At 69.7% G+C, this 21,235-nt stretch carries 20 protein-coding genes; 13 read left to right on the top strand and 7 right to left on the bottom strand.

Annotation, left to right across the window (positions count from 1 at the left end; all coding sequences use genetic code 11):
• Positions 1-12: 12 nt before the first annotated feature.
• From WFJ97_RS02780 to WFJ97_RS02760, 5 genes are all read left to right on the top strand, one after another.
• Positions 13-1,062, top strand: a complete 1,050-nt coding sequence (locus WFJ97_RS02780; protein WP_336640403.1) for a hydroxymethylglutaryl-CoA reductase — start codon at positions 13-15, stop codon at positions 1,060-1,062.
• Positions 1,059-2,219 carry a hydroxymethylglutaryl-CoA synthase gene (locus WFJ97_RS02775; RefSeq protein ID WP_336640402.1) on the top strand — a complete coding sequence of 387 codons (1,161 nt, stop codon included), beginning with the start codon at positions 1,059-1,061 and terminating at the stop codon, positions 2,217-2,219. The genes WFJ97_RS02780 and WFJ97_RS02775 overlap by 4 nt, the downstream gene beginning before the upstream one ends.
• A 15-nt stretch (positions 2,220-2,234) precedes the next feature.
• The gene (locus WFJ97_RS02770; RefSeq protein ID WP_336640401.1) at positions 2,235-3,083 is read left to right on the top strand and encodes a transposase; all 849 of its coding nucleotides are present in this window, start codon (positions 2,235-2,237) and stop codon (positions 3,081-3,083) included.
• Positions 3,084-3,220: 137 nt separating this feature from the next.
• Complete coding sequence (locus WFJ97_RS02765) at positions 3,221-4,369, top strand: hypothetical protein (RefSeq protein ID WP_336640400.1); 1,149 nt, start codon at positions 3,221-3,223, stop codon at positions 4,367-4,369.
• 6 nt (positions 4,370-4,375) lie between these two features.
• Positions 4,376-5,188, top strand: coding sequence for a L,D-transpeptidase (locus WFJ97_RS02760; protein ID WP_336640399.1), 813 nt, complete (start codon positions 4,376-4,378; stop codon positions 5,186-5,188).
• Between the two features lie 61 nt (positions 5,189-5,249).
• Here WFJ97_RS02760 and WFJ97_RS02755 read toward each other — a convergent pair whose 3' ends face one another.
• The 4 genes from WFJ97_RS02755 to WFJ97_RS02740 form a co-directional block, all read right to left on the bottom strand.
• Complete coding sequence (locus WFJ97_RS02755) at positions 5,250-6,926, bottom strand: MDR family MFS transporter (protein WP_336640398.1); 1,677 nt, start codon at positions 6,924-6,926, stop codon at positions 5,250-5,252.
• Positions 6,927-7,532 (bottom strand): TetR/AcrR family transcriptional regulator, encoded by a 606-nt coding sequence (locus WFJ97_RS02750; RefSeq protein WP_336640397.1) that lies wholly within the window; start codon positions 7,530-7,532, stop codon positions 6,927-6,929.
• A gap of 55 nt (positions 7,533-7,587) precedes the next feature.
• Entirely contained in the window at positions 7,588-7,920 is a 333-nt protein-coding gene (locus WFJ97_RS02745; RefSeq protein WP_336640396.1) for a DUF7882 family protein, read from the bottom strand.
• Between the two features lie 84 nt (positions 7,921-8,004).
• Positions 8,005-8,835, bottom strand: coding sequence for a helix-turn-helix transcriptional regulator (locus WFJ97_RS02740; RefSeq protein ID WP_336640395.1), 831 nt, complete (start codon positions 8,833-8,835; stop codon positions 8,005-8,007).
• A gap of 260 nt (positions 8,836-9,095) precedes the next feature.
• On the opposite strand from WFJ97_RS02740, the gene WFJ97_RS02735 reads away from it, so the two are divergent.
• Entirely contained in the window at positions 9,096-10,100 is a 1,005-nt protein-coding gene (locus tag WFJ97_RS02735; RefSeq protein WP_336640394.1) for a YihY/virulence factor BrkB family protein, read from the top strand.
• Between the two features lie 11 nt (positions 10,101-10,111).
• On the opposite strand, the gene WFJ97_RS02730 is transcribed toward WFJ97_RS02735, so the two are convergent.
• A complete protein-coding gene (locus WFJ97_RS02730; RefSeq protein ID WP_336640393.1) occupies positions 10,112-10,849 on the bottom strand; it encodes an exonuclease domain-containing protein in 738 nt (245 codons plus the stop codon).
• A gap of 66 nt (positions 10,850-10,915) precedes the next feature.
• Here WFJ97_RS02730 and WFJ97_RS02725 point away from each other — a divergent pair, with 66 nt between their 5' ends.
• A complete protein-coding gene (locus tag WFJ97_RS02725; protein WP_336640392.1) occupies positions 10,916-11,815 on the top strand; it encodes an alpha/beta fold hydrolase in 900 nt (299 codons plus the stop codon).
• On the opposite strand, the gene WFJ97_RS02720 is transcribed toward WFJ97_RS02725, so the two are convergent.
• Positions 11,775-12,260 (bottom strand): Lrp/AsnC family transcriptional regulator, encoded by a 486-nt coding sequence (locus tag WFJ97_RS02720; protein WP_247622526.1) that lies wholly within the window; start codon positions 12,258-12,260, stop codon positions 11,775-11,777. The two genes, WFJ97_RS02725 and WFJ97_RS02720, sit on opposite strands and share 41 nt — an antisense overlap.
• Before the next feature lie 170 nt (positions 12,261-12,430).
• On the opposite strand from WFJ97_RS02720, the gene pdhA reads away from it, so the two are divergent.
• The 3 genes from pdhA to WFJ97_RS02705 are packed head-to-tail and all read left to right on the top strand — an operon-like array spanning position 12,431 to position 15,905.
• On the top strand, positions 12,431-13,549 hold the full coding sequence (gene pdhA, locus WFJ97_RS02715) for a pyruvate dehydrogenase (acetyl-transferring) E1 component subunit alpha (RefSeq protein WP_336641846.1): 1,119 nt from the start codon (positions 12,431-12,433) through the stop codon (positions 13,547-13,549).
• Positions 13,546-14,553, top strand: coding sequence for an alpha-ketoacid dehydrogenase subunit beta (locus WFJ97_RS02710; protein WP_336640391.1), 1,008 nt, complete (start codon positions 13,546-13,548; stop codon positions 14,551-14,553). Before pdhA ends, WFJ97_RS02710 begins: the two co-directional genes overlap by 4 nt.
• The gene (locus tag WFJ97_RS02705) at positions 14,550-15,905 is read left to right on the top strand and encodes a dihydrolipoamide acetyltransferase family protein (protein ID WP_336640390.1); all 1,356 of its coding nucleotides are present in this window, start codon (positions 14,550-14,552) and stop codon (positions 15,903-15,905) included. Before WFJ97_RS02710 ends, WFJ97_RS02705 begins: the two co-directional genes overlap by 4 nt.
• Here WFJ97_RS02705 and WFJ97_RS02700 read toward each other — a convergent pair.
• Positions 15,902-16,489: a TetR/AcrR family transcriptional regulator gene (locus tag WFJ97_RS02700; protein WP_247622522.1), complete on the bottom strand. Its 588-nt coding sequence runs from the start codon at positions 16,487-16,489 to the stop codon at positions 15,902-15,904. The two genes, WFJ97_RS02705 and WFJ97_RS02700, sit on opposite strands and share 4 nt — an antisense overlap.
• 111 nt (positions 16,490-16,600) lie before the next feature.
• Between WFJ97_RS02700 and WFJ97_RS02695 the strand changes: the two genes are divergently transcribed.
• Genes WFJ97_RS02695 through WFJ97_RS02685 form a run of 3 tightly spaced genes read left to right on the top strand, consistent with a single transcriptional unit; the run spans position 16,601 to position 21,230 of the window.
• Positions 16,601-18,154 (top strand): carboxyl transferase domain-containing protein, encoded by a 1,554-nt coding sequence (locus tag WFJ97_RS02695; protein WP_336640389.1) that lies wholly within the window; start codon positions 16,601-16,603, stop codon positions 18,152-18,154.
• A gap of 5 nt (positions 18,155-18,159) precedes the next feature.
• Positions 18,160-20,094, top strand: a complete 1,935-nt coding sequence (locus tag WFJ97_RS02690; RefSeq protein WP_336640388.1) for an acetyl/propionyl/methylcrotonyl-CoA carboxylase subunit alpha — start codon at positions 18,160-18,162, stop codon at positions 20,092-20,094.
• Entirely contained in the window at positions 20,082-21,230 is a 1,149-nt protein-coding gene (locus WFJ97_RS02685) for an acyl-CoA dehydrogenase family protein (protein WP_336640387.1), read from the top strand. Before WFJ97_RS02690 ends, WFJ97_RS02685 begins: the two co-directional genes overlap by 13 nt.
• Positions 21,231-21,235: the final 5 nt, after the last annotated feature.

Genomic DNA, 21,235 nt, shown 5'->3' with positions numbered 1-21,235 from the left:
GAAAGGCTCCCCATGTCCGACGCCCTGTTCACCCCCATCCCCACGCGCTGGGTCGGTCCGCTGCTGCTCAGCGGCGAGGTCGAGGGCGAGCAGTCCGTGCCGCTCGCGACCTACGAGTCGCCGCTGTGGCCGTCGGTCGGGCGGGGCGCCCGGGTATCGCGGCTCGTCGCCGGCGGCATCCGCACCACCGTGGTGGACGAGCGGATGACGCGATCCTCGCTGTTCGTCGCGCCATCGGCGGCCGATGCGGTCGCTGCCGCCCGCAGCATCGAGGCGCGCCGAGACGAGCTCGGAGCGGTCGTCGCGGAGCGCAGCCGTCATGCGCGCCTCATCGACCTCGACACCGAGATCGTCGGACACCTGCTGTTCGTGCGGTTCGCGCTGACGACCGGCGACGCGTCCGGCCACAACATGGTGACTCTGGCAGCCGAGGGGCTCATGGAACGGGTTCTCGCCTGGCACCCCGAGCTGGAGTACGGCTCGATCTCGGGCAACTACTGCTCCGACAAGAAGGCCACCGCGGTGAACGGCATCCTCGGTCGGGGGCGCAACGTGATCGCCGAGATCCTCATCCCCGCCGACATCGTCGAGCAGCAGCTGCGTTCGACGGCCCGTCGCATCGTCGAACTGAACGTGCGCAAGAACCTCGTGGGTTCCACGATCGCCGGGGCGCTGCGTTCCGCGAACGCGCACTACGCGAACATGCTCCTCGCGTTCTACCTCGCCACGGGGCAGGACGCGGCGAACATCGTCGAGGGCTCGCAGGGCATCACCTATGCGGAGGAGCGGGGAGACGGCGACCTGCTCTTCTCCTGCACGCTGCCGAACCTCATCGTCGGCACCGTCGGCAACGGCAAGGACCTCCCGACCGTGGAGGACGCGCTCGAGCGTCTCGGCTGCCGCGAGGAGCGCGCGCCCGGAGGCAACGCCCGCCGCCTCGCCTCGCTCATCGCCGCGACGGTGCTGTGCGGCGAGCTGTCGTTGCTCGCGGCCCAGACCAACCAGGGAGAACTCATGGCCTCGCATCTGTTGCTCGAGCGTCGTCAGGGAGGTGCGAAGTGACCGTCGTCGGCATCCACGACCTGTCCATCGCCACCGCGAGCCGCGTTCTCGATCTCGCCCTCCTCGCGGAGCGCGCCGGCATCGATCCCGACAAGTATCGGATCGGCCTCGGTCAGGATCAGATGAGCGTCCCCGCCCCCGATGAGGACATCGTCACGATGGCGGCCGCGGCCGCGATGCCCATCGTCGAGCGCCATGGAGCCTCCGGCATCCGCACCGTGCTCTTCGCGACCGAGTCGGGCGTCGATCAGTCGAAGTCGGCGGCGGTGTTCGTGCACGAGCTCCTCGGACTGGACCCCGCGACGCGCGTCGTCGAGCTCAAGCAGGCCTGCTACTCCGCCACGGCCGCTCTGCAGTTCGCCCTCGGGATCGTCGCGCGCCAACCGGAGGAGTCGGTGCTCGTGATCGCGGCGGACGTCGCCCGATACGCGGTCGACACCGCCGCGGAGCCCACGCAGGGCGCCGGTGCCGTGGCGATGCTCGTCACGCAGAATCCCGCGATCGCCGAGGTCGAGCCGGCCACCGGCATCCACACCGCCGATGTCGACGACTTCTGGCGACCGAACGACAGTGACACGGCCGTCGTGAACGGCAAGCTCTCGATCGACGCCTATCTCGACGCCTTCGTCGGGGCATGGGACGACTATCGGGCGCGCGGGGGCGCGGCGATCGAGTCGATCGACTACTTCTGCCACCACCAGCCGTTCACTCGGATGGCGGTGAAGGCGCACCAGCGCCTGGCGGTGCACACCGGCGCCGCGCTGACGCCCGCTCAGATGGAGTCGACCACTCGCTACAACCGTCGGTTGGGCAACTCGTACACGGCATCCCTCTACTTCGCTCTCGCCGCCCTTCTCGACGGTGAAGACGACGTGACCGATCGGCGCGTCGGGATGTACAGCTACGGCTCGGGCAGCATCGGCGAGTTCTTCTCGCTGCGAATTCGTCCCGGCTACCGCACGGCACTCCGTACCGAGGCGACGAAGCGCATCCTCGATTCCCGGGAGCCGCTCGACGTCGATGCGTATCGGGCGCTGCACGCCGCGCACTCGGCGTCGAGCGAGGTCGACCGTGAGATCGCGCCGACATCGCCGGCGCCGTTCCACTTCATCGGGGTTCAGGGGCGCGCGCGCCGGTACGCCCGCACTGACGCATGAGGTAGCGTTCGGAGCATGACGGCCGGCGACGAGCTGACGACGATCGCGACCGAGCTGTACGTGCGTCCACTCGGCGAGTTCGTGAGCGCCCGTCGTGCGAGCGCGAAACAGGCCTCCGACCGCGGGCTCGCGGCGGAGATCGCGGCGCTGCGCAAGCCGTCGATCGCCGCCTGGGTGGTGAACGTCTTCGCGCAGGAACGCGCTGCGGAGCTGGGTGAGGCGCTGCGACTCGCTCGCGAGCTCCGTGAAGCTCAGGACGATCTCGATGCGCCGGCGCTGGCTCGGCTCGGTCGCGAGCGCCGGGCGCTGACACGCAGGCTCGCCGAGCAGGCCCGCGACCTCGCGACCGCCCGCGGCGAGAAGGTCACTCCGGGCACGTTGGATGCCGTGCAGCAGACGATCGGCGCGGCGTTCTTCGACGAGGCGGCATCGATCGCCGTCGCATCCGGACGACTCATCCGGGAGATCGAGCCCTCCGAGAGCGTGGTCCTGGGGGAGATCGTGGCCGGGGGGCCGGTTCGCGGAGAAGAGGCCGCTACCGAGCACCGGGTGGACGAGCTGGCGGAGCGGCGTCGCAAACGTCAGGCCGAGCGTGCCGTGCGCGATGCCGAGGATGCCGTCGCGTCCGCCGAACGCGCGCGGGCCGCGGCGGAGAGCGCGGGCCGCGACGCCGACCGTCGCATCGACGAGGCGAGCGCCCACGTCGTCGCTCTCGAGCGGGAGCTGGCGCGCACCCGCGTCGAGTTGGACGGTGCGCGGCAGGACGCCGACGCAGCAAGATCGCGCGTGGCCACGGCGACGGAGGCCGTCCAGGTCGCCTCCGATGCCCTCGATCGGGCGCGCGAGGACCTGGACTCCGTATGAACACATGACTGTATGCGAAGGAATTGAGTCTGATATCAGTATTCCGGTGGCGCTGAACCGTTCCATTCCCCTAGATTGAGGTCGCTGCCCCTCGGCAGACGCCGCCCGAACGGCGCCTCCCAACGAAGGAATCCTCTGTGACTCGCTCGCGCCTCGCCGTGGCCTCGCTCAGCGCCGCCGCGCTCGGCATCGCCGCCGTCCTCGTGCCCACCGCCTCCATCGCGGAGCCCATCACCGAGACGCCCGCGGCGTCTGCGCAGGTCATCTGGGCCGATGCCACGGGCGACTTTGTCTACTCCGAGCTGAACGACGGCCAGATCGAGCTCGCGGACGAGTGGCGGTGGACCGCACCCCTCGGTGCCCCGTCCTCGTCGCTCGCCGACTTCGGCGCCTTCGGCGAGAACGGCTTCACGGCGAACGGGTCCTCGCCGGTCGCGTTCGTCCACGGCGTCGCGCCCGTCTCCGGCTCCGAGGCCGAGGCATTCCTTGAGGATTCCGCCACCAACGCGGGCGAGCAGGTCCTGACCGGCGTCTTCGTCGTTGTCCCCGACAGCGAGTCGTCTGCCGCGATCCCGGTGCAGGCCGTCGATGGGCTTCGTGGCGCGGATACCCAGTGGCTGTTCATCGGCGACGGTGCACCCCTCTCCACCCCCGACTTTGCCACCGCTCTCGAGCAGATCGACGCCGAGATCGCTGGGTACTTCGTGATCTTCCCCGGTCAGGCCCCCACGCTCCCCGAGAGCCCGGAGGAGCCGGAGGTACCGCAGGACGAGGAGCCCACCCTCGAGCTCCGTGCCGCGCCCGAGGCATTCGACGACATCCCGACCTTCGAGGAGCTCCTCACCGCGCAGGGCACCCAGGTCGCGCTCCGCGCCGCCGTTCCTGACGCCGCGGGCATCGCCAGCTTCCGCATCGGCGACCTCACCACGTACTTCACGCCGCAGCCCACCGCCGCTCTCGCTCTCAGCAGCGCGTCGATCACCGTCGCGCAGGCGACGACCACCGGCTTCACGGTGCGCGGCAGCGGCTTCGCCCCGGGTGAGATCGTCAGCTCGGGCATCGGTACCGGCGCCATGGGCGACAGCCTGCCCGACACCTTCATCGCGGATGCCGACGGCAACGTGAGCGGCACGATCGTGCTCCCCGCGGCCTGGGCCGCCGCCGGCGACTACTTCATCGTCCTCGTCGGTGAGTCCTCCAGTCAGGTGGCGTCGAGCGCTCTCGCGATCACCGGTGCGGCCCCGGTCGCTGTCCCGGTGCCGGGCGAGGCCACGTACACCGGCTGATACTCGGTGCCCGACACCATCAACGTCCCGCGGCGGCGCACGATTCTCATCGTGGCCGCCGCGGTCGTCGTGTGCGCCGCGATCGTCGTCACCTGCGTGGTGATCTTCGGTCGCGGTCCGGCAGTCGCCGAGCCCGCGCCGACCAGTTCGTCGACCCCCGTCGCGACGCCCGACCCGACGCCGACACCCACGCCGACGGCGGAGGAGCCGGTCGCCGATGTCCATGCGCCCGCGGAGTCGACCGTCGCCGCCGTGATCGGCGCCGAGATCGCGGTCAGCGCCGAGCCCGGTGGTGCAGCGACGCAATCGTTGCCGAACCCGCAGTCGTCCGGAGCGCCTCTCGTCTTCCTGGTCACCGCTCAGGAGGGGGACTGGCTGCAGGTCCAACTCGCGCAGCGGCCCAACGGAAGCCTCGGGTGGATTCGCTCGGATGCCGTTCAGCTCTCCACGACCTCGTACGCGCTGGTCGTGACGACGTCGACCAACACCCTCGATCTCTACGAAGGCGGGGAGCTGCGGCAGAGCTATCCGGTCGCGACGGGCACGGGCGGCACGCCGACCCCGAAGGGGCAGTTCGCGATCACCGAGCTGCTCGCTCCGACGAACAGCGGTTACGGCCCGTACGCCTACGGTACGACGGCGTTCTCCGACGCCCTCAACTCGTACGGCGGTGGCCCGGGTCAGATCGGCCTGCACGGCACCGACGACGAGGCGAGCATCGGCTCCGACGCCTCGCATGGCTGCGTGCGCCTGTCGAACGCCGACATCACGGCGCTCGCCCAGCTCCTGCCCCTCGGCACACCGCTGCAGGTGCGCTGAGTCCGAGGTCACCGCAGACGGAAGGCCCCGGGCGCGCATGCGCCCGGGGCCTTCCGTCTGATCACCGCGAGGAACGCCTCGTCTCGGCATCCGATCCGGACGGGGCGTCCGGGGCATCGCCGTGGGCGCCCACCGTCGGCCGCGCCCGCAGCTCGGCCTCGAGCTTCTCGGCTTCCTCGCCCGTGATGGCCTCTCCCCGCGCGACCAGTCCTGCCTGATCCGACAGGGGGATCTGCTTGAGGAACAGCGAGAGCACGAGCGCGAGCACGATGAACGGCACGAGGTACCAGAACACCGGGGCGAGGGCGTCGGCGTACGCGGTGACGATTCCGTCGCGCACCTCGTCGGGCAGTGAGTTGAGGGTGGCCGGGTCGATCGTCGCGGCGGATTGGGCGGCGTCGGAAGACGACGCTCCGGCATCCGTGAACACGCCGAGCAGGTTCTCGGTGAGACGGGTGGTGAAGATCGTGCCGAACACCGCCGTCCCGAGAGAAGCGCCCACCTCGCGGAAGTAGTTGTTCGTGCTCGTCGCGGTACCGATCTCACCGGCCGGAACGGCGTTCTGCACGACCAGCACGACGACCTGCATGATGAGGCCGAGTCCGGCGCCGAAGACGAACAGGAACACGCAGATGAGCCAGATGGGCGTCTCGGCCGACAGTGTGGTCATGGCGACCATCGCGATGCCGGTGAGGATCGTTCCCACGATCGGATAGGCCTTATAACGACCGGTCTTCGAGATCGCGATGCCCGAGAAGATCGAGGTTCCGATCAGTCCCACCATCATCGGGATCATCAGCAGTCCGGATGCCGCGGCGGAGGTGCCGGAGGACATCTGCAGGAAGGTCGGCACGAAGCCGATCGCGGCGAACATCCCGATGCCGAGAACCAGCCCGATCGCGGTGGCGTTCACGAAGATCGGATTGCGGAACAGGCTCAGCGGGATGATCGGGTCCTGCACGCGGGATTCGGTGATCACGAACGCGGTCGCCGCGACGATCAGTCCCGCACCCCAGGCCCACGTGGCCATCGACGACCAGCCGAATTCCTTGTCGCCACCGAAGTCGGTGAAGAAGATGAGGCAGGTCGTGGCGATCGAGAGGAAGATGACCCCGAACACGTCGATCGGCTTCTCGGCCTTCTTGCTGGGGAGCTTGAGGGCGACGAGGGCGATGATGAACGCGGCGATGCCGACGGGGATGTTGATGTAGAACGCCCACTGCCAGGTCATGTGATCGACGAAGAATCCGCCGAGCAGCGGCCCGGCCACAGCGGAGAGGCCGAAGACCGCACCCAGGGGGCCCATGTACTTGCCGCGCTCGTTCGCCGGCACGATGTCGGCGATGATCGCCTGCGAGAGGATCATCAATCCGCCGCCGCCGAGGCCCTGCAGCGCGCGGAAGACGACGAACATCCAGAAGTCCGTCGCGAACGCGCAGCCGACCGAGGCGAGGGTGAAGAGCGCGATCGCCACGAGGAAGAGGCTCCGTCTGCCGAGCACGTCGCCGAACTTGCCGTAGATCGGCATGACGATGGTCGTCGCGAGGAGGTAGGCCGTGGTGATCCACACCTGATGGTCGACGCCGCCGAGCTCGCCGACGATCGTCGGCATCGCGGTCGAGACGATGGTCTGATCGAGGCTGGAGAGCAGCATCCCGGCGATCAGGGCGCTGAAGATGATCCAGATGCGGCGCTTGGTGAGCAGGAAGGGCGCATCTGCCGTGGCGGTGGTGGACATTCAGTGGTCTTTCTGTGCGGAGGTGAAGAGGTCGCGGGCGATGTCGAGGCGTTCGGCGACGAGTCGGCCGAACGGGATGGGGGTCTGGTGATCCAGGATCTGAGCGACGGCCAGGCGGATGCAGGCGCCGACGGTGTGGACGACGACCTCGGCGCGCATCGTCTGATCGGCGCCTTCGCGGCGCACGATGAGGGCGACGTCGCGACGCTCGTTCTCGGCCAATCGCTCGAACGCGCCCTTCAGCAGTCGCGGTTCGTGCTCGATCACCTGGAGGAGGGCGGGGGCGTCGGACAGCGGGTCGAGCATCTCCCAGCGACGGACCACGACGTCGACGAAGTCGTCGAGCAGGTCACCGCTCTTCGCCACGAACTCGTCGTCGAGCTCGACGAGGCGCGGATCGATCTCGGTGTATCCGAAGACCGCGTTGTCCTTGCTCTCGAAGTAGTTGAAGAACGTTCGGCGGGAGACCCCCGCCTCGGCGCAGACCTCTTCGACGGTGAACCCGGCGAAGCCGCGCTCGATCGTCAGGCGTCGAGCCGTGTCGGTGAGTGCGCGGATGGTCTCGCGCTTGCGAACATCGCGCAGCGAAGGTGCATTGTTCTCCATGGAGTGCAAGTTTGCACTTCAAACCTTGGAGTGCACTGAATGGAGGGGGGGCGGGTCAGCCGCGCGAGGCCCCCAGGGGCGCATCGGAACTGATCTGCTCATCGATCAGAGCGATCCCGCCGGTCGAGTTCGCAGAATGCGCGAGCGCCTCGATCCACTGGCGGCTCAGTTCCGGCGGCTCCGCCTCATCGAAGACGAAGCGGAGGGGAATGGAGGGGTGCAACCAGATCGTCGATCGGCCCACGGCATCCGTCTCCGGGTGCTTCCACGACAGCGTGAAGCTCTCGTTGCGCCGGAGCTTGGTCGAGATCACGACCTTCAGGTGCGCGAGTGCGCGATCCTCGATGCCGATCGGTTCGGCGCTATCGCCGTAGTAGAGACTGCCCACAATCGGACTCTACGGTGCCCCGCGACGCGCGGCCTCCCGCGCGGAACGACGCGCCGCTGACGCGAAACGTCCGTGCGCCCGATGTCATCTGCGCGCCTGCGCCGCGGTGGCCGACGGCGCCACCCCGTACTCCGAACGGTACGACGCGGCGAAGCGCGACGGGTGGCTGAAGCCCCAGCGTCGTGCCACCACCGCGATCGAACCATGGCCCCCGTCGGAGAGGTCGCGATGCGCGCCCGCCAGACGCGCGCGGCGCAGGTACTCGGCCGGAGTCGAGTCCAGCGCCCGGCGGAAGGCGTACTGCAGGCCGCGTGTCGAGATGAACGCGGCAGCGGCGACGTCGTCGATCGTGATCGGGCGGTGCGCGTTCTCGTCCATGAACACGAGTGCTCGTCGCACGGCGATCGGAGCGGCCCCGCGCTGAGCCGCGCGCGACATCGAATCGTGGATGCTGGTGGGGAAGACCGACAGCGTGACCGCCAGCGCATGGCGCTCGAGCTCGGCACGCAGGATGCCGTCGGCGGCGGTCTCGGCGACCGCATCCTCGAGATACGCGACCGTGCGCTCCCAGTGGCGTCCGGATTCCTCGTCGCGCGGGGCCAGGCCGGACGACCGGAGTGTGAGCCTGTCGTCTCCGGTGATCTGGCGTACGCGTGCCTGCGCCGCCGCCCGGTCGATCACCAGGGCGCGCACGCGCGCGGTGTGCTCCCAGCGCGCATGCACCTGCGCGCCGTCGGTCAACCACGGCTGGCCGGCGTCGATGGACTCCCTCCCGGAGCCGACCTCGGCGTTGGGCGCGGCGACCCGGCAGACCAGGAGCTCGTTCTCCGGTTGCGCGACGGACTGCACCTCCGCCGCGAGGTCGTACCGAACGAGCGTCAGACTTCCGAGTTCGGCCGACGTCCACTCGAACATGAAGCGATTCGGATCCACACGCTGCAAGGAGGCAGAGGGAACGTATTGCCGCCAGGTCTCCTCGACCCGCTCGACCTCGTATGATCTGAACCTCACCGCGTCCCCCTCGTGGCGCCACCGATATATTCCAGTGTGTTCGGATGGTACCGGACGGTGATGCTGCTCATATTCACGGATAGCGGCGGGCGTCACACAGCGTCAACCCCCTTGTTCCCGGGCGCCGTCGTGTGCCAAGTTCGGCACCGACTCTCAGGAGGATGATGGCGACTCAACAGTCGGACGGCCCGCCGGCACCGCACGATCTCGGTGCCAGGTCCTGGCGTTTCGTGGCGCGCGGAACCGCGCGCAAGTTCGCCGACGACGGCGCTGCCGACATCGCGGCGGCGCTGACCTTCCACTCCGTGCTGGCCCTCGTACCGGCCATGCTCGTCGGCGTCTCGGTCGTCAGCCTCCTCGGAAGCGACTCCACGGCGGTGACGTTCGTTCTCGAGGTCGTGCGCGCCGTCGCGCCCGAGGAGACGGCGATGACGATCGCAGACGCCGTCGACGGCCTCGCGGACTCCGCTCTCGCGGGCCCCGCGCTGATCATCGGTATCGGACTCACGATCTGGGCCGTCGCCCGGTACATCGCCGTCCTCGGCCGCGGGATGAATCGCGTCTACGACGTCGACGAGGGGCGTTCGCCCTGGGCTCTCAAGTCCATGCAGGTGGCGGTGGCGCTCGTCGTGCTCCTCGCCACGGCGGCTGCGGTGGCCGTGGGCGCCGCGAGTTCGTCCGTCGCCGCGGCCATCGGCGAGCAGCTCGGCGGCGGAGAGGCCGCACTCCTTGTCTGGCGGATCGCGCGCTGGCCGATACTGGTCGTGATCGTGGTCGCCACCGTCGCGTTCCTGTACGACCGTGCGCCGAACATCCGTCATCCGCGATTCCGTTGGCTCAGTTGGGGTGCGGCGCTGGCGATCGTCGTTCTCGCCATCGCCTCTCTCGCGTTCGGGCTGTACGTCTCGAGCATCGTCGACTACGAGCGCGTCTACGGGCAGCTCGCCGGCATCATCGTGCTCCTGCTCTGGCTGTGGATCGCGAACCTCGCTCTCGTTCTCGGAGTGGAGTTCGATGCGACGCTGGAGCGTGCGCGGGAGCTGAGCGCGGGGATCCCGGCAGAGGCGAGTCCGCGCCTCCCGCTGCGGGATCGATCACGGGTCGTCCGCAAACAGGCGCGACGGAGCGCCGAAATCGCCGAGGCGCGTCGGCTCCGCGATCGGCGCTGATCGCACGATCGTCAGAGGAGCGGGTTGGCCGTGTCGACGGCGTGCGGACGCACCGGCCACGTACCGTCGACCGCGTCTTCCGGATCGAGGCGGCCGATGCTGATGAAGTACTCGGTCAGGCTCTCCGCCTGAGCCCGTGCCCACCCGATCTGCCGCGTGTGCAGATCGTCGAGAGTGTCGGGCAGCGAGAACTGTCGCGCGATCGCCTGGGCCACCCGTCCCGCGGCGATGGCGTCGGCCGCGGCCTCGTGTGCGCCATCGAGGGTCACCGCGTAATGGGCGGCGACGAGGCTGAGAGTGCGCTTGCCCCTGCGGTAGCGATCGACGGCCTTGTCGATCACGAAGGGATCGATGATCGGCGCGGGATCGGACAGCGGGGCCAGTCCGTGGCGGACGGCCTCGTGCGCGAGGAGTGAGAAGTCGTAGGAGGCGTTGTACGCGACGACGGGGATGCCCTGATCGAGGATCGAACGCAGGGCGATCAGCACCTGGGCGACGACTTCGCGTGCGGGGCGCCCCTCCGCCCGTGCCCGAGCGGTCGTGACGCCATGCACCGCGGTCGCCCCCTCCGGGATATCGACACCGGGGTCGGCGAGCCAGGTACGGGCCACGATCTGGTGGCCCTCGGCGTCGAGCACGCCGACATGCGCGGTGACGATGCGATCGGATGTGACGTCGATCCCCGTCGTCTCCAGGTCGAACACGCCGACACGGCGCAGCCAGGGCGGGAGCGGGAGATCGTCGGCCATGGGCCCACGCTAGATCCGGGCTCGGACATTCGGAGGGAGGCGCTCGGGAATCCGTAGACTCGTGACATGACCGCGCCCTCTCCGTACACTGACCGCCTGGCTCGACTTCCCGTCGAGCGACGGGAGGCAGAAGTACGCGGTGGCACGACGGCGTACTGGGTGTACGGCCCCGAGGATGCCGAGACCACGATCGTGGCCGTGCACGGCTTCCGCGGAGAGCATCACGGGCTGGAGCCCGTTCTCGCCTTCCTCCCGGAGGCACGTGTGATCGCGCCCGATCTGCCGGGCTTCGGTGAGACGGCTCCGCTTCCCGGACGCACGCACGACCTCGACGAGTACGCGGCGTGGCTCGGTGATTTCGTGGGGGAGGTCGCCCCCGGCGCCGTCATCCTCGGCCATTCGTTCGGGTCGATCGTCACGTCCGCGGCCGTGGCGCGCGGGCTCGTGACGCCCCGCCTGATCCTCCTCAATCCCATCGGAGCGCCGGCGCTGGAAGGCCCCAAGGGTGTGATGACCCGGCTCGCCGTGCTGTACTACGCCCTGGGAGCGCGTCTGCCCGAACGCCTCGGAACCGCGCTTCTGCGCAACCGCCTCATCGTGCGGGTGATGAGCATCGCGATGGCCAAGACCTCCGACCCTGCTCTGCGCCGATTCATCCACGATCAGCACGACACGTACTTCTCGCGCTTCTCGGATCGCGACGTGCTCCGCGACGCCTTCGTGGCGAGCGTCTCGCACGACGTGCGCGGGTTCGCTCCCGACATCCACGTCCCGACGCTGCTGGTGGCCGCGCAGCGCGACGACATCACGCCGATCGAGGCCGAGCGCACGCTCGCGACCCTCTTCGACGACGCGTCGCTCGTCGAGATCGCCGAGGTCGGTCACCTGATCCACTACGAGACGCCGGCCGAGGCCGCCGGTGCGATCAGACGCTTCCTCCGGATTCCCGTCGCGCGAGGCCGATGAGTCCGGCGACGCGGAACGGGATGACCTCGCCCATCGCGAGAGACGTCTCCGTGCGCTCCACGCCCTCGATCGACAGGATCCGTGCGTCGGTGTCGAAGAGGTGACGCGCGTCGCGGCAGGCGACCCGTGCGAGCAGGTCGATCGAGCCACTGAGCCCGTGCGCCTGCACGACCTCCGGGATGCGGGCGAGCTCGTTGATGATGCGCGGGAGCTCGGTCTGCCGCACTCCGATGCTGACGAACGCCTGCAGCGGGAAACCCAGCACGTCGGGGGAGAAGGCGCGTTCGTAGGAGAGGAAGATCCCGGTCTGCTCGAGCCGGGTCATGCGCGCCTGGATCGTGTTGCGCGACAGCCGCAGGGTCTCTGCGAGCGCGACGATCGTGACGCGCGGGTCGTCGGCGAGAGCGGCGAGGATCTCGAGGTCGGTGCGGTCCAGTCCTGGCATAGTGCCAAACGATAGCAGGACGGATTTCTCGGATGCTTGGCAACATGCTCAAGCCCCTCTCGGATGCTTGAGCGACGTGTTCAGCGGACGTACGCTCGGGGCATGCCGGCATCGTCGCCGGCTCCAGCGCGAGAGCCTCACGAGGGCTGCTGAGAACGAGGAGGACGATGATGTCACCGCAGATCACTCCCATCGCCGACACCGAGCAGGATCTGGAACTCACCGAGCGCCTCCTCGCTCCGGACGGCACCCGCGTGCGGCATCCGCAACTCGACCCCTTCGTCGCCGACGTCGACCATGACGTGCTGCGCGGACTGCTGCGCGACATGGTGGTGCTGCGGCGGATCGATGCCGAGGGCGTCGCGCTCCAGCGGCAGGGTCAGCTCGGCCTCTGGGCGCCGTGCCAGGGGCAGGAGGCGACGCAGATCGGCACCGCCCGGGCCCTGGAGGATCGCGATTACGTCTTCCCGAGCTACCGCGAGACCGGCGTCATCTACGCCCGGGGCGCCCAGCCCGGCGACTACGTGCGCATGTGGCGCGGTGAAGAGGGATCGGCGTACGATCCGGCCGCACTGCGGGTCGCACCGCTGCAGATCATCATCGGCGCGCAGACGCTGCACGCCGTCGGCTATGCGCTCGGCATCCGGCACGAGGGGGCCGATGAGGTCGCCGTGACCTACTTCGGCGACGGTGCCACCAGTCAGGGCGACGTGAACGAGGCGATGATCTTCGCGGCCTCGTACCGCGTCCCCGTCGTCTTCGTCTGCCAGAACAACCACTGGGCGATCTCCGAGCCGGTGGCGGTGCAGTCGCAGTACCCGATCGCCGGTCGCGCCCCGGGCTTCGGCATCCCGAGTCTGAGGGTCGACGGCAACGACGTCCTCGCCTGCCTCGCCGCGATGCGGTGGGCGCTCGATCACGCTCGTTCGGGCAGGGGACCCGCCTACATCGAGGCGGTCACCTACCGGATGGGGCCGCACACGACTGCCGACGACCCCACGCGCTACCGGCCGGAGGGCGAGCTCGACGCGTGGCGCCGCCGCGATCCGATCAGCCGTCTCGAAGCGCACCTGCGCGCCGCGGGCGAGCTCTCCGAGGAGTACGTCGCGCAGACGCAGGAGACCGCCGACGCGGTCGCCAAGGAGATGCGGGCGCGGTGCCTCGGCATGGTGACCCGTCCGCCGCTGGCGGTCTTCGACGGTGTGTACGCCGAACCGCACGCGGGTCTCGACCGCCAACGCGAGGAGTACGCCGAGTACCTCGCCGGCTTCGAGGAGCCGACGGCATGACGGAGCTGACTCTGGGCAAGGCGCTCGGCGCGGGATTGCGGAGGGCCATGCGCGACGACGACCGGGTCGTGCTCCTCGGCGAGGACATCGGCAAGCTGGGCGGCGTCTTCCGGATCACCGACGGTCTCCTCGACGAGTTCGGCGCCGGTCGTGTGATCGATACGCCGCTCGCGGAGTCCGGGATCGTCGGGACGGCGGTCGGACTCGCCTTCCGCGGCTATCGCCCGGTGGTCGAGATCCAGTTCGACGGATTCGTGTATCCGGCCTTCGATCAGATCGTGGCGCAGGTGGCGAAGCTGCACTACCGCACGCAGGGGCGGGTGAAGATGCCGATCACGATCCGCATCCCGTGGGCCGGGGGCATCGGCGCCGCCGAACACCACTCGGAATCGCCCGAGGCGTACTTCGTCCATACCGCGGGGCTGCGCGTCGTGGCCGTCGCGAACCCCGAGGACGCCTATCGCAGCCTGCGACAGGCGATCGCCTCCGACGATCCGGTGATCTTCTTCGAACCGAAGCGCCTCTACCATCACAGGGGCGAGGTCGACCTGGATGCGCCGCTCGCGGATGCCGTACCGATGGGGCTCGCCCAGGTGGTCCGCGGGGGGACGGATGTGACCCTCGTCACCTACGGCGCGATGGTGTCCACCGCGCTCCAGGCCGCGTCGGCCGCGGAGGACGAGGGCGTGTCGATCGAGGTCGTCGATCTGCGCTCCCTCTCGCCCGTCGACTACGACACGCTGGCCGCCTCCGTGCGCAAGACGGGTCGCGTCGTCGTCGCGCACGAGGCCTCGCGGGAGGCCGGTGTCGCCGCCGAGGTGATCGCGAGCATCACGGAGTACTGCTTCGAGTACCTCGAGTCGGCGCCCCTGAGGGTGACGGGGCACGACGTGCCGTACCCGCCGGCGAAGCTCGAGAAGTACCACCTTCCCGATCTCGACCGGCTGCTGGATGCGGTGGATCGCGTGCTCGATCGCGGCGCGCGAACGGGGGTGGACGCATGATCGCCGAGTTCCGACTCCCCGACCTCGGCGAGGGCCTCACCGAGGCCGAGGTCGTGCAATGGCTGGTCGCTCCCGGTGAGCAGGTCGCGCTCAACCAGACGCTGGCGGAGGTCGAGACGGCGAAAGCGGTCGTCGAGCTCCCCTCGCCCTATGAGGGAACGGTGGCCGAGCTGCACGCCGACGCCGGAGAGACCGTCGCGGTCGGCTCGCCCCTGATCGCCTTCGAGGTCGTGGGCGAGGAAGCGGATGCCTCCGCTCCGACGGTCGGAGCGGAGCGGGCTCAGCCCAATCTCGTCGGATACGGGGCGGCCCCGTCGACGTCGGGGCGGCCTGCACGTCGCGCGCGGCGCGCAGCAACGAGCGTGCCGGTGATCGATGCGGCCGTGATCGAGGCCGCACCGCACGACGCGTCCCCTTCGGTCACCGCCGAGCCAGCGGTCGTGGAGCGCCCGCGCTCGACCCCGCCCGTGCGCGCGTATGCGAAGCGCGCGGGCGTGGATCTCGCCGTGGTCGCGGCCGTCGTCGGCGATCGCGTGATCACCCGCGCAGACATCGATTCCTTCGCCTCGGCCGGGGCGGATGCCGGAGGTCGGACAGCCGCGGCGCCACGGCGCGAGACCTCTCCCGCGTTCGGCGCATCGGAGGAGGGGGCGCGCGAGGTGCGCATCCCGATCCGGGGCGTGCGCAAGCACACGGCGGCCGCGATGGTCGAGAGCGCCTTCACCGCGCCGCACGTCACGGTCTTCCACACGGTCGACGTCACGGCCACGGTCGAACTGCTCGACTCGCTCCGCGCCGATCGTGTCTGGAGCGAGCACCGCATCGGCCCGCTCGCGGTCGTCGCCAAGGCGGTGTGCCTGGCGCTCGGTCGAACGCCGGGATTGAACGCCCACTGGGACGAGGCGGCCGGGGAGATCGTCCAGTACCGCTACGTGGACCTCGGTATCGCTGCGGCGACGGACCGCGGACTCATCGTGCCGAACATCCGCGATGCCGAGGGTCTCGGCCTCGGCGGCATGTCGGATGCGATCCGCGATCTCGCGGCCACGGCTCGCGCGGGGAAGACCACACCGGCGGAACTCCAGGGCGGCACGTTCTCGATCTCGAACATCGGGGTCTTCGGCATCGATGCCGGCACGCCGATCCTGCCGCCGGGGCAGTCGGGAATCCTCGCGGTGGGTGCGATCCGACGCCAGCCCTGGGAGCACCGCGGCGAGATCGCGCTGCGCGACATGATGACGCTGAGCCTCTCGTTCGACCACCGTCTGGTGGACGGGGCCGAGGGTGCGCGATTCCTGCGCGACGTCGCCGACGTGCTGCAGGAGCCGGGTCGGGCGATGCTCTTCGGTTAGCTGCGCAGCGCCGCGGAAGCCATGCGCGCCAGCACGTCGCCGGTGGCCGCGTGGCGGCGCGCCGCAGCACGGGTGCTGTGCGGCGTGGAGTTGATGAGGCCGAAACAGGCCTGCACGCGCAGGCGCAGCTCGTCGCGGTCGGCTGGAAGCAGGGGGGCGAGCGTGTCGATCCACAGTTCGATGTAGTCGCGCTGCACGTGCCGGACATCGGCGCGGTCGTCGTCGGCCAGGTGCACGACATCCCGGTCCTGCACCTGGATCACCGCGGCGTTGCGCAGAGCGAAGTCGACGTGGAAGCGGATCAGCGCCTCCATCCTCTCCTCGGCGTCCGCGTCGGCGGTCGCCACCCGTGTGCCACCCGTCAGGAGATCGTGGCTGACCTTCACGAGCACGGAACCGAGCAGCGCCTGCTTCCCCGCGAAATGACGGTAGACGGCGGGGCCGGAGACGCCCACGGCGGCCCCGATGTCCTCGAGGCTGACGCCGTTGTACCCGCGGGCGGCGAAGAGCAGCGCGGCCTCGTGTCGGATGGCATCCGAGCGCTCCGCCTTGGCGCGATCACGAGCGGTGACCGGGGTTGTCATCTCAGTTAATCCTCGCTAACCTGAATCATCGGGTTAGTGCACACTAACCGAAAGATCGTGTGCAGCGCCAGCACCGGGGCTGCGCCGAAGCGTGTCGAGGAGGACACCGCGATGCCCGCAACCCAGCAGGCCCTCGCCGAGCAGTTGCACGCGCGACTCGCCGCCGCGGCGCTCGGTGGCCCGGAGGCCTCGCGCCAGCGCCATGTCGCCCGGGGGAAGCTCCTGCCGCGCGAGCGCGTCGACCGACTTCTCGACGAGGGGAGTCCGTTCCTCGAGGTGGCGCCGCTCGCGGCGGACGGGCTGTACGACGGCGAAGCGCCGGGAGCCGGAGTGATCGCCGGCATCGGACTGGTGCACGGCCGGCACGTGATGGTCGTCTGCAACGATGCGACCGTGAAGGGCGGCACCTACCTCCCGATGACGGTCAAGAAGCATCTGCGTGCTCAGGAGATCGCACGCGAGAATCGTCTGCCGTGCCTCTACCTGGTGGATTCCGGCGGTGCGTTCCTCCCCAAGCAGGACGAGGTCTTCCCCGACCGCGACCACTTCGGTCGCATCTTCTTCCACCAGGCGCGGATGTCGGCCGAGGGCATCCCGCAGCTCGCGGCGGTGCTCGGATCGTGCACCGCGGGTGGCGCCTACGTACCGGCGATGAGCGACGAGACGGTCATCGTGCGCGGGCAGGGCACGATCTTCCTCGGTGGTCCGCCGCTGGTGAAGGCCGCGATCGGCGAGGTCGTCACGGCGGAGGGGCTCGGCGGGGGAGAGATGCATGCGCGCCGCAGCGGCGTCGTCGATCACCTCGCCGAGGACGACGAGCATGCGCTCGAGATCCTCCGGGACATCGTGCGCACGCTCCCGGCACCGCGCGAGCCGGTCTGGGAGGTCGTCCCGACGCGCGAACCCGACGAAGCGGGGTCGCTGTACGACGTGGTCCCCGTCGACGTCAACGCCGCGTACGACGTGCACGCGGTGATCGATCGCGTGGTCGACGGCGGCAGCGTCCGCGAGTTCAAATCGGAGTACGGCACGACACTGGTGACCGCCTTCGCCCGGATACACGGGCATCCCGTGGGCATCGTCGCGAACAACGGCGTGCTCTTCAGCGAGTCCGCGCTCAAGGGAGCGCACTTCATCGAGCTGTGCGATCAGCGGGGCATCCCGCTCCTCTTCCTGCAGAACATCACCGGCTTCATGGTCGGCTCCGACGCCGAAGCCGGCGGGATCGCGAAGGACGGCGCGAAGATGGTCACCGCCGTCGCGAGCTGCCGGGTGCCGAAGCTGACCGTGATCATCGGCGGATCCTTCGGAGCGGGCAACTACTCGATGTGCGGGCGCGCCTACTCGCCGCGCTTCCTGTGGACCTGGCCCGCGAGCCGGATCTCGGTGATGGGCGGCAACCAGGCGGCGTCCGTCCTGGCGACCGTGAAGGAGGACCAGCTCACCGGCCGCGGAGAGTCCTGGACCCCGCAGCAGCGCGCGGACTTCGAAGAACCGATCCGTGCCCAGTACGAGGAGCAGGGCGAGCCGTACTACGCGACCGCCCGCCTCTGGGACGACGGGATCGTCGACCCGCAGCAGACGCGGCAGATGCTCGGGCTCGCGCTCGACGTCGTCTCGCGCGCGCCGCTGCCCGAACCGCGCTTCGGCGTCTTCCGGATGTGAGTGGGATGAGCGAGCACCTCTTCGACACGGTCCTCGTCGCGAACCGCGGCGAGATCGCACGGCGCGTGATCCGCACCCTCACCGCACTCGACATCCGCAGCGTCGCGGTCTACAGCGACGCCGACGCGGATGCCTCTCACGTGCGCGAGGCGGACGTGGCGGTGCGGATCGGCCCGGCCCCGGCGAGCGCTTCGTACCTCGACATCGACGCGATCATCGCGGCGGCCGTCGACACGGGCGCCCAGGCCATTCACCCCGGTTACGGTTTCCTCTCCGAGAGCGTCGGCCTCGCCGAAGCCTGCCGCGCGAACGGCATCGTCTTCATCGGCCCCGGCATCGAGGCGCTGCAGATCATGGGGGACAAGGCGCGCGCCCGCGAGCATGTGGCGCGTCACGGCGTGCCCGTGGTCCCGGGCTTCGACGCCGCGGGGCTCGACGACGAGCGGATCGCGCACGAGGCGGATGCCGTCGGCTACCCGCTGCTCGTGAAGCCGAGTGCCGGCGGCGGCGGGAAGGGGATGGAGGTCGTCGCGGCGGCATCCGATCTGTCCGGTGCGCTGGCTTCCGCACGCCGCGTCGCGGCAGCGGCCTTCGGCGACGATTCCCTGGTTCTCGAACGCCTGCTCCGTCGCCCCCGCCACATCGAGGTGCAGGTGTTCGGTGACGTCCACGGCACGGTCATCGCCCTCGGCGAGCGCGAATGCACGCTCCAGCGGCGGCACCAGAAGGTCATCGAGGAGGCGCCGTCGGTCGGCATCTCCGCCGCCACCCGTGAGGACCTCTTCCGGGCGGCGGTGCGCGCTGCCGAGAGCGTGTCGTACATCGGGGCGGGCACGGTCGAGTTCCTGATCGACGCCGACGACCCGACGGAGGTGTTCTTCATCGAGATGAACACCCGCCTGCAGGTCGAGCATCCGGTCACCGAGGAGGTGACGGGTCTCGATCTCGTGGCGCTGCAGTTGCGCGTCGCTGCAGGGCTCGTCCTCGATGCCGCGCCCGTCGTGCACGGTCATGCGGTCGAGGCGCGCGTCTACGCCGAGGCGCCCGAACGGGGCTTCGTACCCTCGACGGGGACCGTCCTGCTCTTCACACCCCCGCCGGGTGTGCGCGTCGACTCCGCCGTCGAGACCGGATCCGACGTATCGGGGTTCTACGACCCGATGATCGCGAAGATCATCGCCGTGGCAGACGATCGCGAGACCGCACTGCGGCGTCTCGACACCGCTCTCTCGCGCACCGTCGTGCTGGGTGTCGAGACGAACATCGCGTTCCTGCGCACCCTCTGCCAGGACGAGCGCGTGCGAGCCGGCGACCTCGACACCGGGCTCATCGAGACCCTGCTCCCGATCGCACCGGAGTCGCCGTCACCCGGCATGCTCGACGCGGCTTCGCGGGTCGTGCTCTCCGACCCGGCGGACGCCGATGCGCTGTTCCCGTGGAACGACGGCTCGGGATGGCGTCTCAGCGGCGTTCCGTCGGCCGCAGCGGCGCGAGTGTTCCTCACCGACGACGACGCCGTCGTGAAGGCGTCACCCCTCGACGGCGTGCGGCGCCACGCGGTCGCACGAGCCGATGCGGACGGAGCGATCTGGGTCGCCGAGGACGGGCGCGGCGTGCGCCTGCGCCCGCTCGACCGTCGCGCAGCGCTCGATCGTCGCCTCGCTGCCCGGTCCGACGCGGCATCCGCCACCGAGCCGGAAGGGCGTGCGCCCATGCCGGGGAGCGTGGTCGCGGTGTACGTGCAGGATGGCGACCATGTGAGGACGGGAGCAGCGCTCGTGTCGATCGAGGCGATGAAGATGGAGCACCCGGTGCTCGCTCCGCACGACGGTGTCGTGCGGGTGCTCGTGGCCGTGGGCGATCAGGTGCGGCGCGGCGAACCCGTCGTGCGCGTGATGACGGATACGACGACGGAGGAGACAGACACATGGACGACCTGAGCCCCGAGGAGCGTGAACTCGCCGGCATGGTTCGCGAGTTCGCCGAGACCGTCGTCGCTCCGCGCTCGTACGAGGCGGACCGCACGCACACCCTGCCGATGGACGTGGTCGCGCAGATGGGAGATCTCGGACTGTTCGGCCTGCCCTTCCCGGAGGAGTACGGCGGACAGGGCGGTGACTATCTCGCGCTGTGCATCGCGATCGAGGCACTCGCCCGGGTCGACCAGTCGATCGCGATCACGCTCGAGGCCGGTGTGAGCCTCGGCGCCATGCCGATCTTCCGCTTCGGCACGGAGACGCAGAAGGACGAGTTGCTCCCCGACCTGCTCGCCGGCCGAGCCCTGGCCGGCTTCGGGCTCACCGAACCGGAGGCGGGGAGCGACGCCGGTGCCACGCGCACGACCGCACGACTCGACGGCGAGGACTGGGTCGTCGACGGCACCAAGCAGTTCATCACGAACTCCGGCACTCCGATCACGCGTTTCGTGACCGTCACGGCGGTGACGGGGAGTGTGGACGGTCGCAAGGAGATCTCGACGATCATCGTGCCGAACGGCGCGCCCGGTTTCACGGTCGAAGCGCCGTACGCCAAGGTGGGGTGGAACGCCTCCGACACGCATCCGCTCACCCTCGACGGGGTGCGGGTTCCCGCCGCGAACCTGCTCGGTGAGCGGGGAGAGGGCTTCCGCAATTTCCTCAGCATCCTCGACGAGGGGCGCATCGCCATCGCCGCACTCGCCACCGGCGCGGCCGAGGGCTGCCTCGAGGAGGCCGTCGCCTATGCGAAGAGCCGCACGGTCTTCGGCAGCGCGCTGAGCACCCGGCAGAACGCCCAGTTCACGCTGGCACGCATGCGGGCGCGTGTGCACACGGCCCGTCTCGCCTGGCACCATGCGGCACGGTTGCGCGACGAGGGCCGCCCGTTCGCGGAGCAGGCGGCGATCGCGAAGCTCGTCGCGGGCGAGGCGGCGATGGACAATGCCCGCGATGCCACGCAGATCTTCGGCGGCAACGGGTTCATGAACGAGTTCCCCGTGGCGCGCCACTACCGCGACTCGAAGATCCTCGAGATCGGCGAGGGAACCACCGAGGTGCAGCTGCTCGTGATCGCGCGGGGCCTCGGACTCGCCGGGTAGCGTGG

This window comes from Microbacterium sp. USHLN272 (assembly GCF_037149655.1).
Classification (GTDB): domain Bacteria; phylum Actinomycetota; class Actinomycetes; order Actinomycetales; family Microbacteriaceae; genus Microbacterium; species Microbacterium galbinum.
This window is presented reverse-complemented; position numbering and strand designations above follow the sequence as displayed.

Coding starts and splice junctions, on each gene's coding strand:
- WFJ97_RS02740 (WP_336640395.1), bottom strand. CDS start 8,835: ATGTTCGAGTGGACGTCGGCCGAACTCGGAAGTCTGACGCTCGTTCGG.
- WFJ97_RS02750 (WP_336640397.1), bottom strand. CDS start 7,532: ATGGAGAACAATGCACCTTCGCTGCGCGATGTTCGCAAGCGCGAGACC.
- WFJ97_RS02705 (WP_336640390.1), top strand. CDS start 14,550: ATGATCGCCGAGTTCCGACTCCCCGACCTCGGCGAGGGCCTCACCGAG.
- WFJ97_RS02725 (WP_336640392.1), top strand. CDS start 10,916: ATGACCGCGCCCTCTCCGTACACTGACCGCCTGGCTCGACTTCCCGTC.
- WFJ97_RS02770 (WP_336640401.1), top strand. CDS start 2,235: ATGACGGCCGGCGACGAGCTGACGACGATCGCGACCGAGCTGTACGTG.
- WFJ97_RS02695 (WP_336640389.1), top strand. CDS start 16,601: ATGCCCGCAACCCAGCAGGCCCTCGCCGAGCAGTTGCACGCGCGACTC.
- pdhA (WP_336641846.1), top strand. CDS start 12,431: ATGTCACCGCAGATCACTCCCATCGCCGACACCGAGCAGGATCTGGAA.
- WFJ97_RS02755 (WP_336640398.1), bottom strand. CDS start 6,926: ATGTCCACCACCGCCACGGCAGATGCGCCCTTCCTGCTCACCAAGCGC.
- WFJ97_RS02720 (WP_247622526.1), bottom strand. CDS start 12,260: ATGCCAGGACTGGACCGCACCGACCTCGAGATCCTCGCCGCTCTCGCC.
- WFJ97_RS02685 (WP_336640387.1), top strand. CDS start 20,082: ATGGACGACCTGAGCCCCGAGGAGCGTGAACTCGCCGGCATGGTTCGC.
- WFJ97_RS02730 (WP_336640393.1), bottom strand. CDS start 10,849: ATGGCCGACGATCTCCCGCTCCCGCCCTGGCTGCGCCGTGTCGGCGTG.
- WFJ97_RS02700 (WP_247622522.1), bottom strand. CDS start 16,489: ATGACAACCCCGGTCACCGCTCGTGATCGCGCCAAGGCGGAGCGCTCG.
- WFJ97_RS02710 (WP_336640391.1), top strand. CDS start 13,546: ATGACGGAGCTGACTCTGGGCAAGGCGCTCGGCGCGGGATTGCGGAGG.
- WFJ97_RS02735 (WP_336640394.1), top strand. CDS start 9,096: ATGGCGACTCAACAGTCGGACGGCCCGCCGGCACCGCACGATCTCGGT.
- WFJ97_RS02780 (WP_336640403.1), top strand. CDS start 13: ATGTCCGACGCCCTGTTCACCCCCATCCCCACGCGCTGGGTCGGTCCG.
- WFJ97_RS02690 (WP_336640388.1), top strand. CDS start 18,160: ATGAGCGAGCACCTCTTCGACACGGTCCTCGTCGCGAACCGCGGCGAG.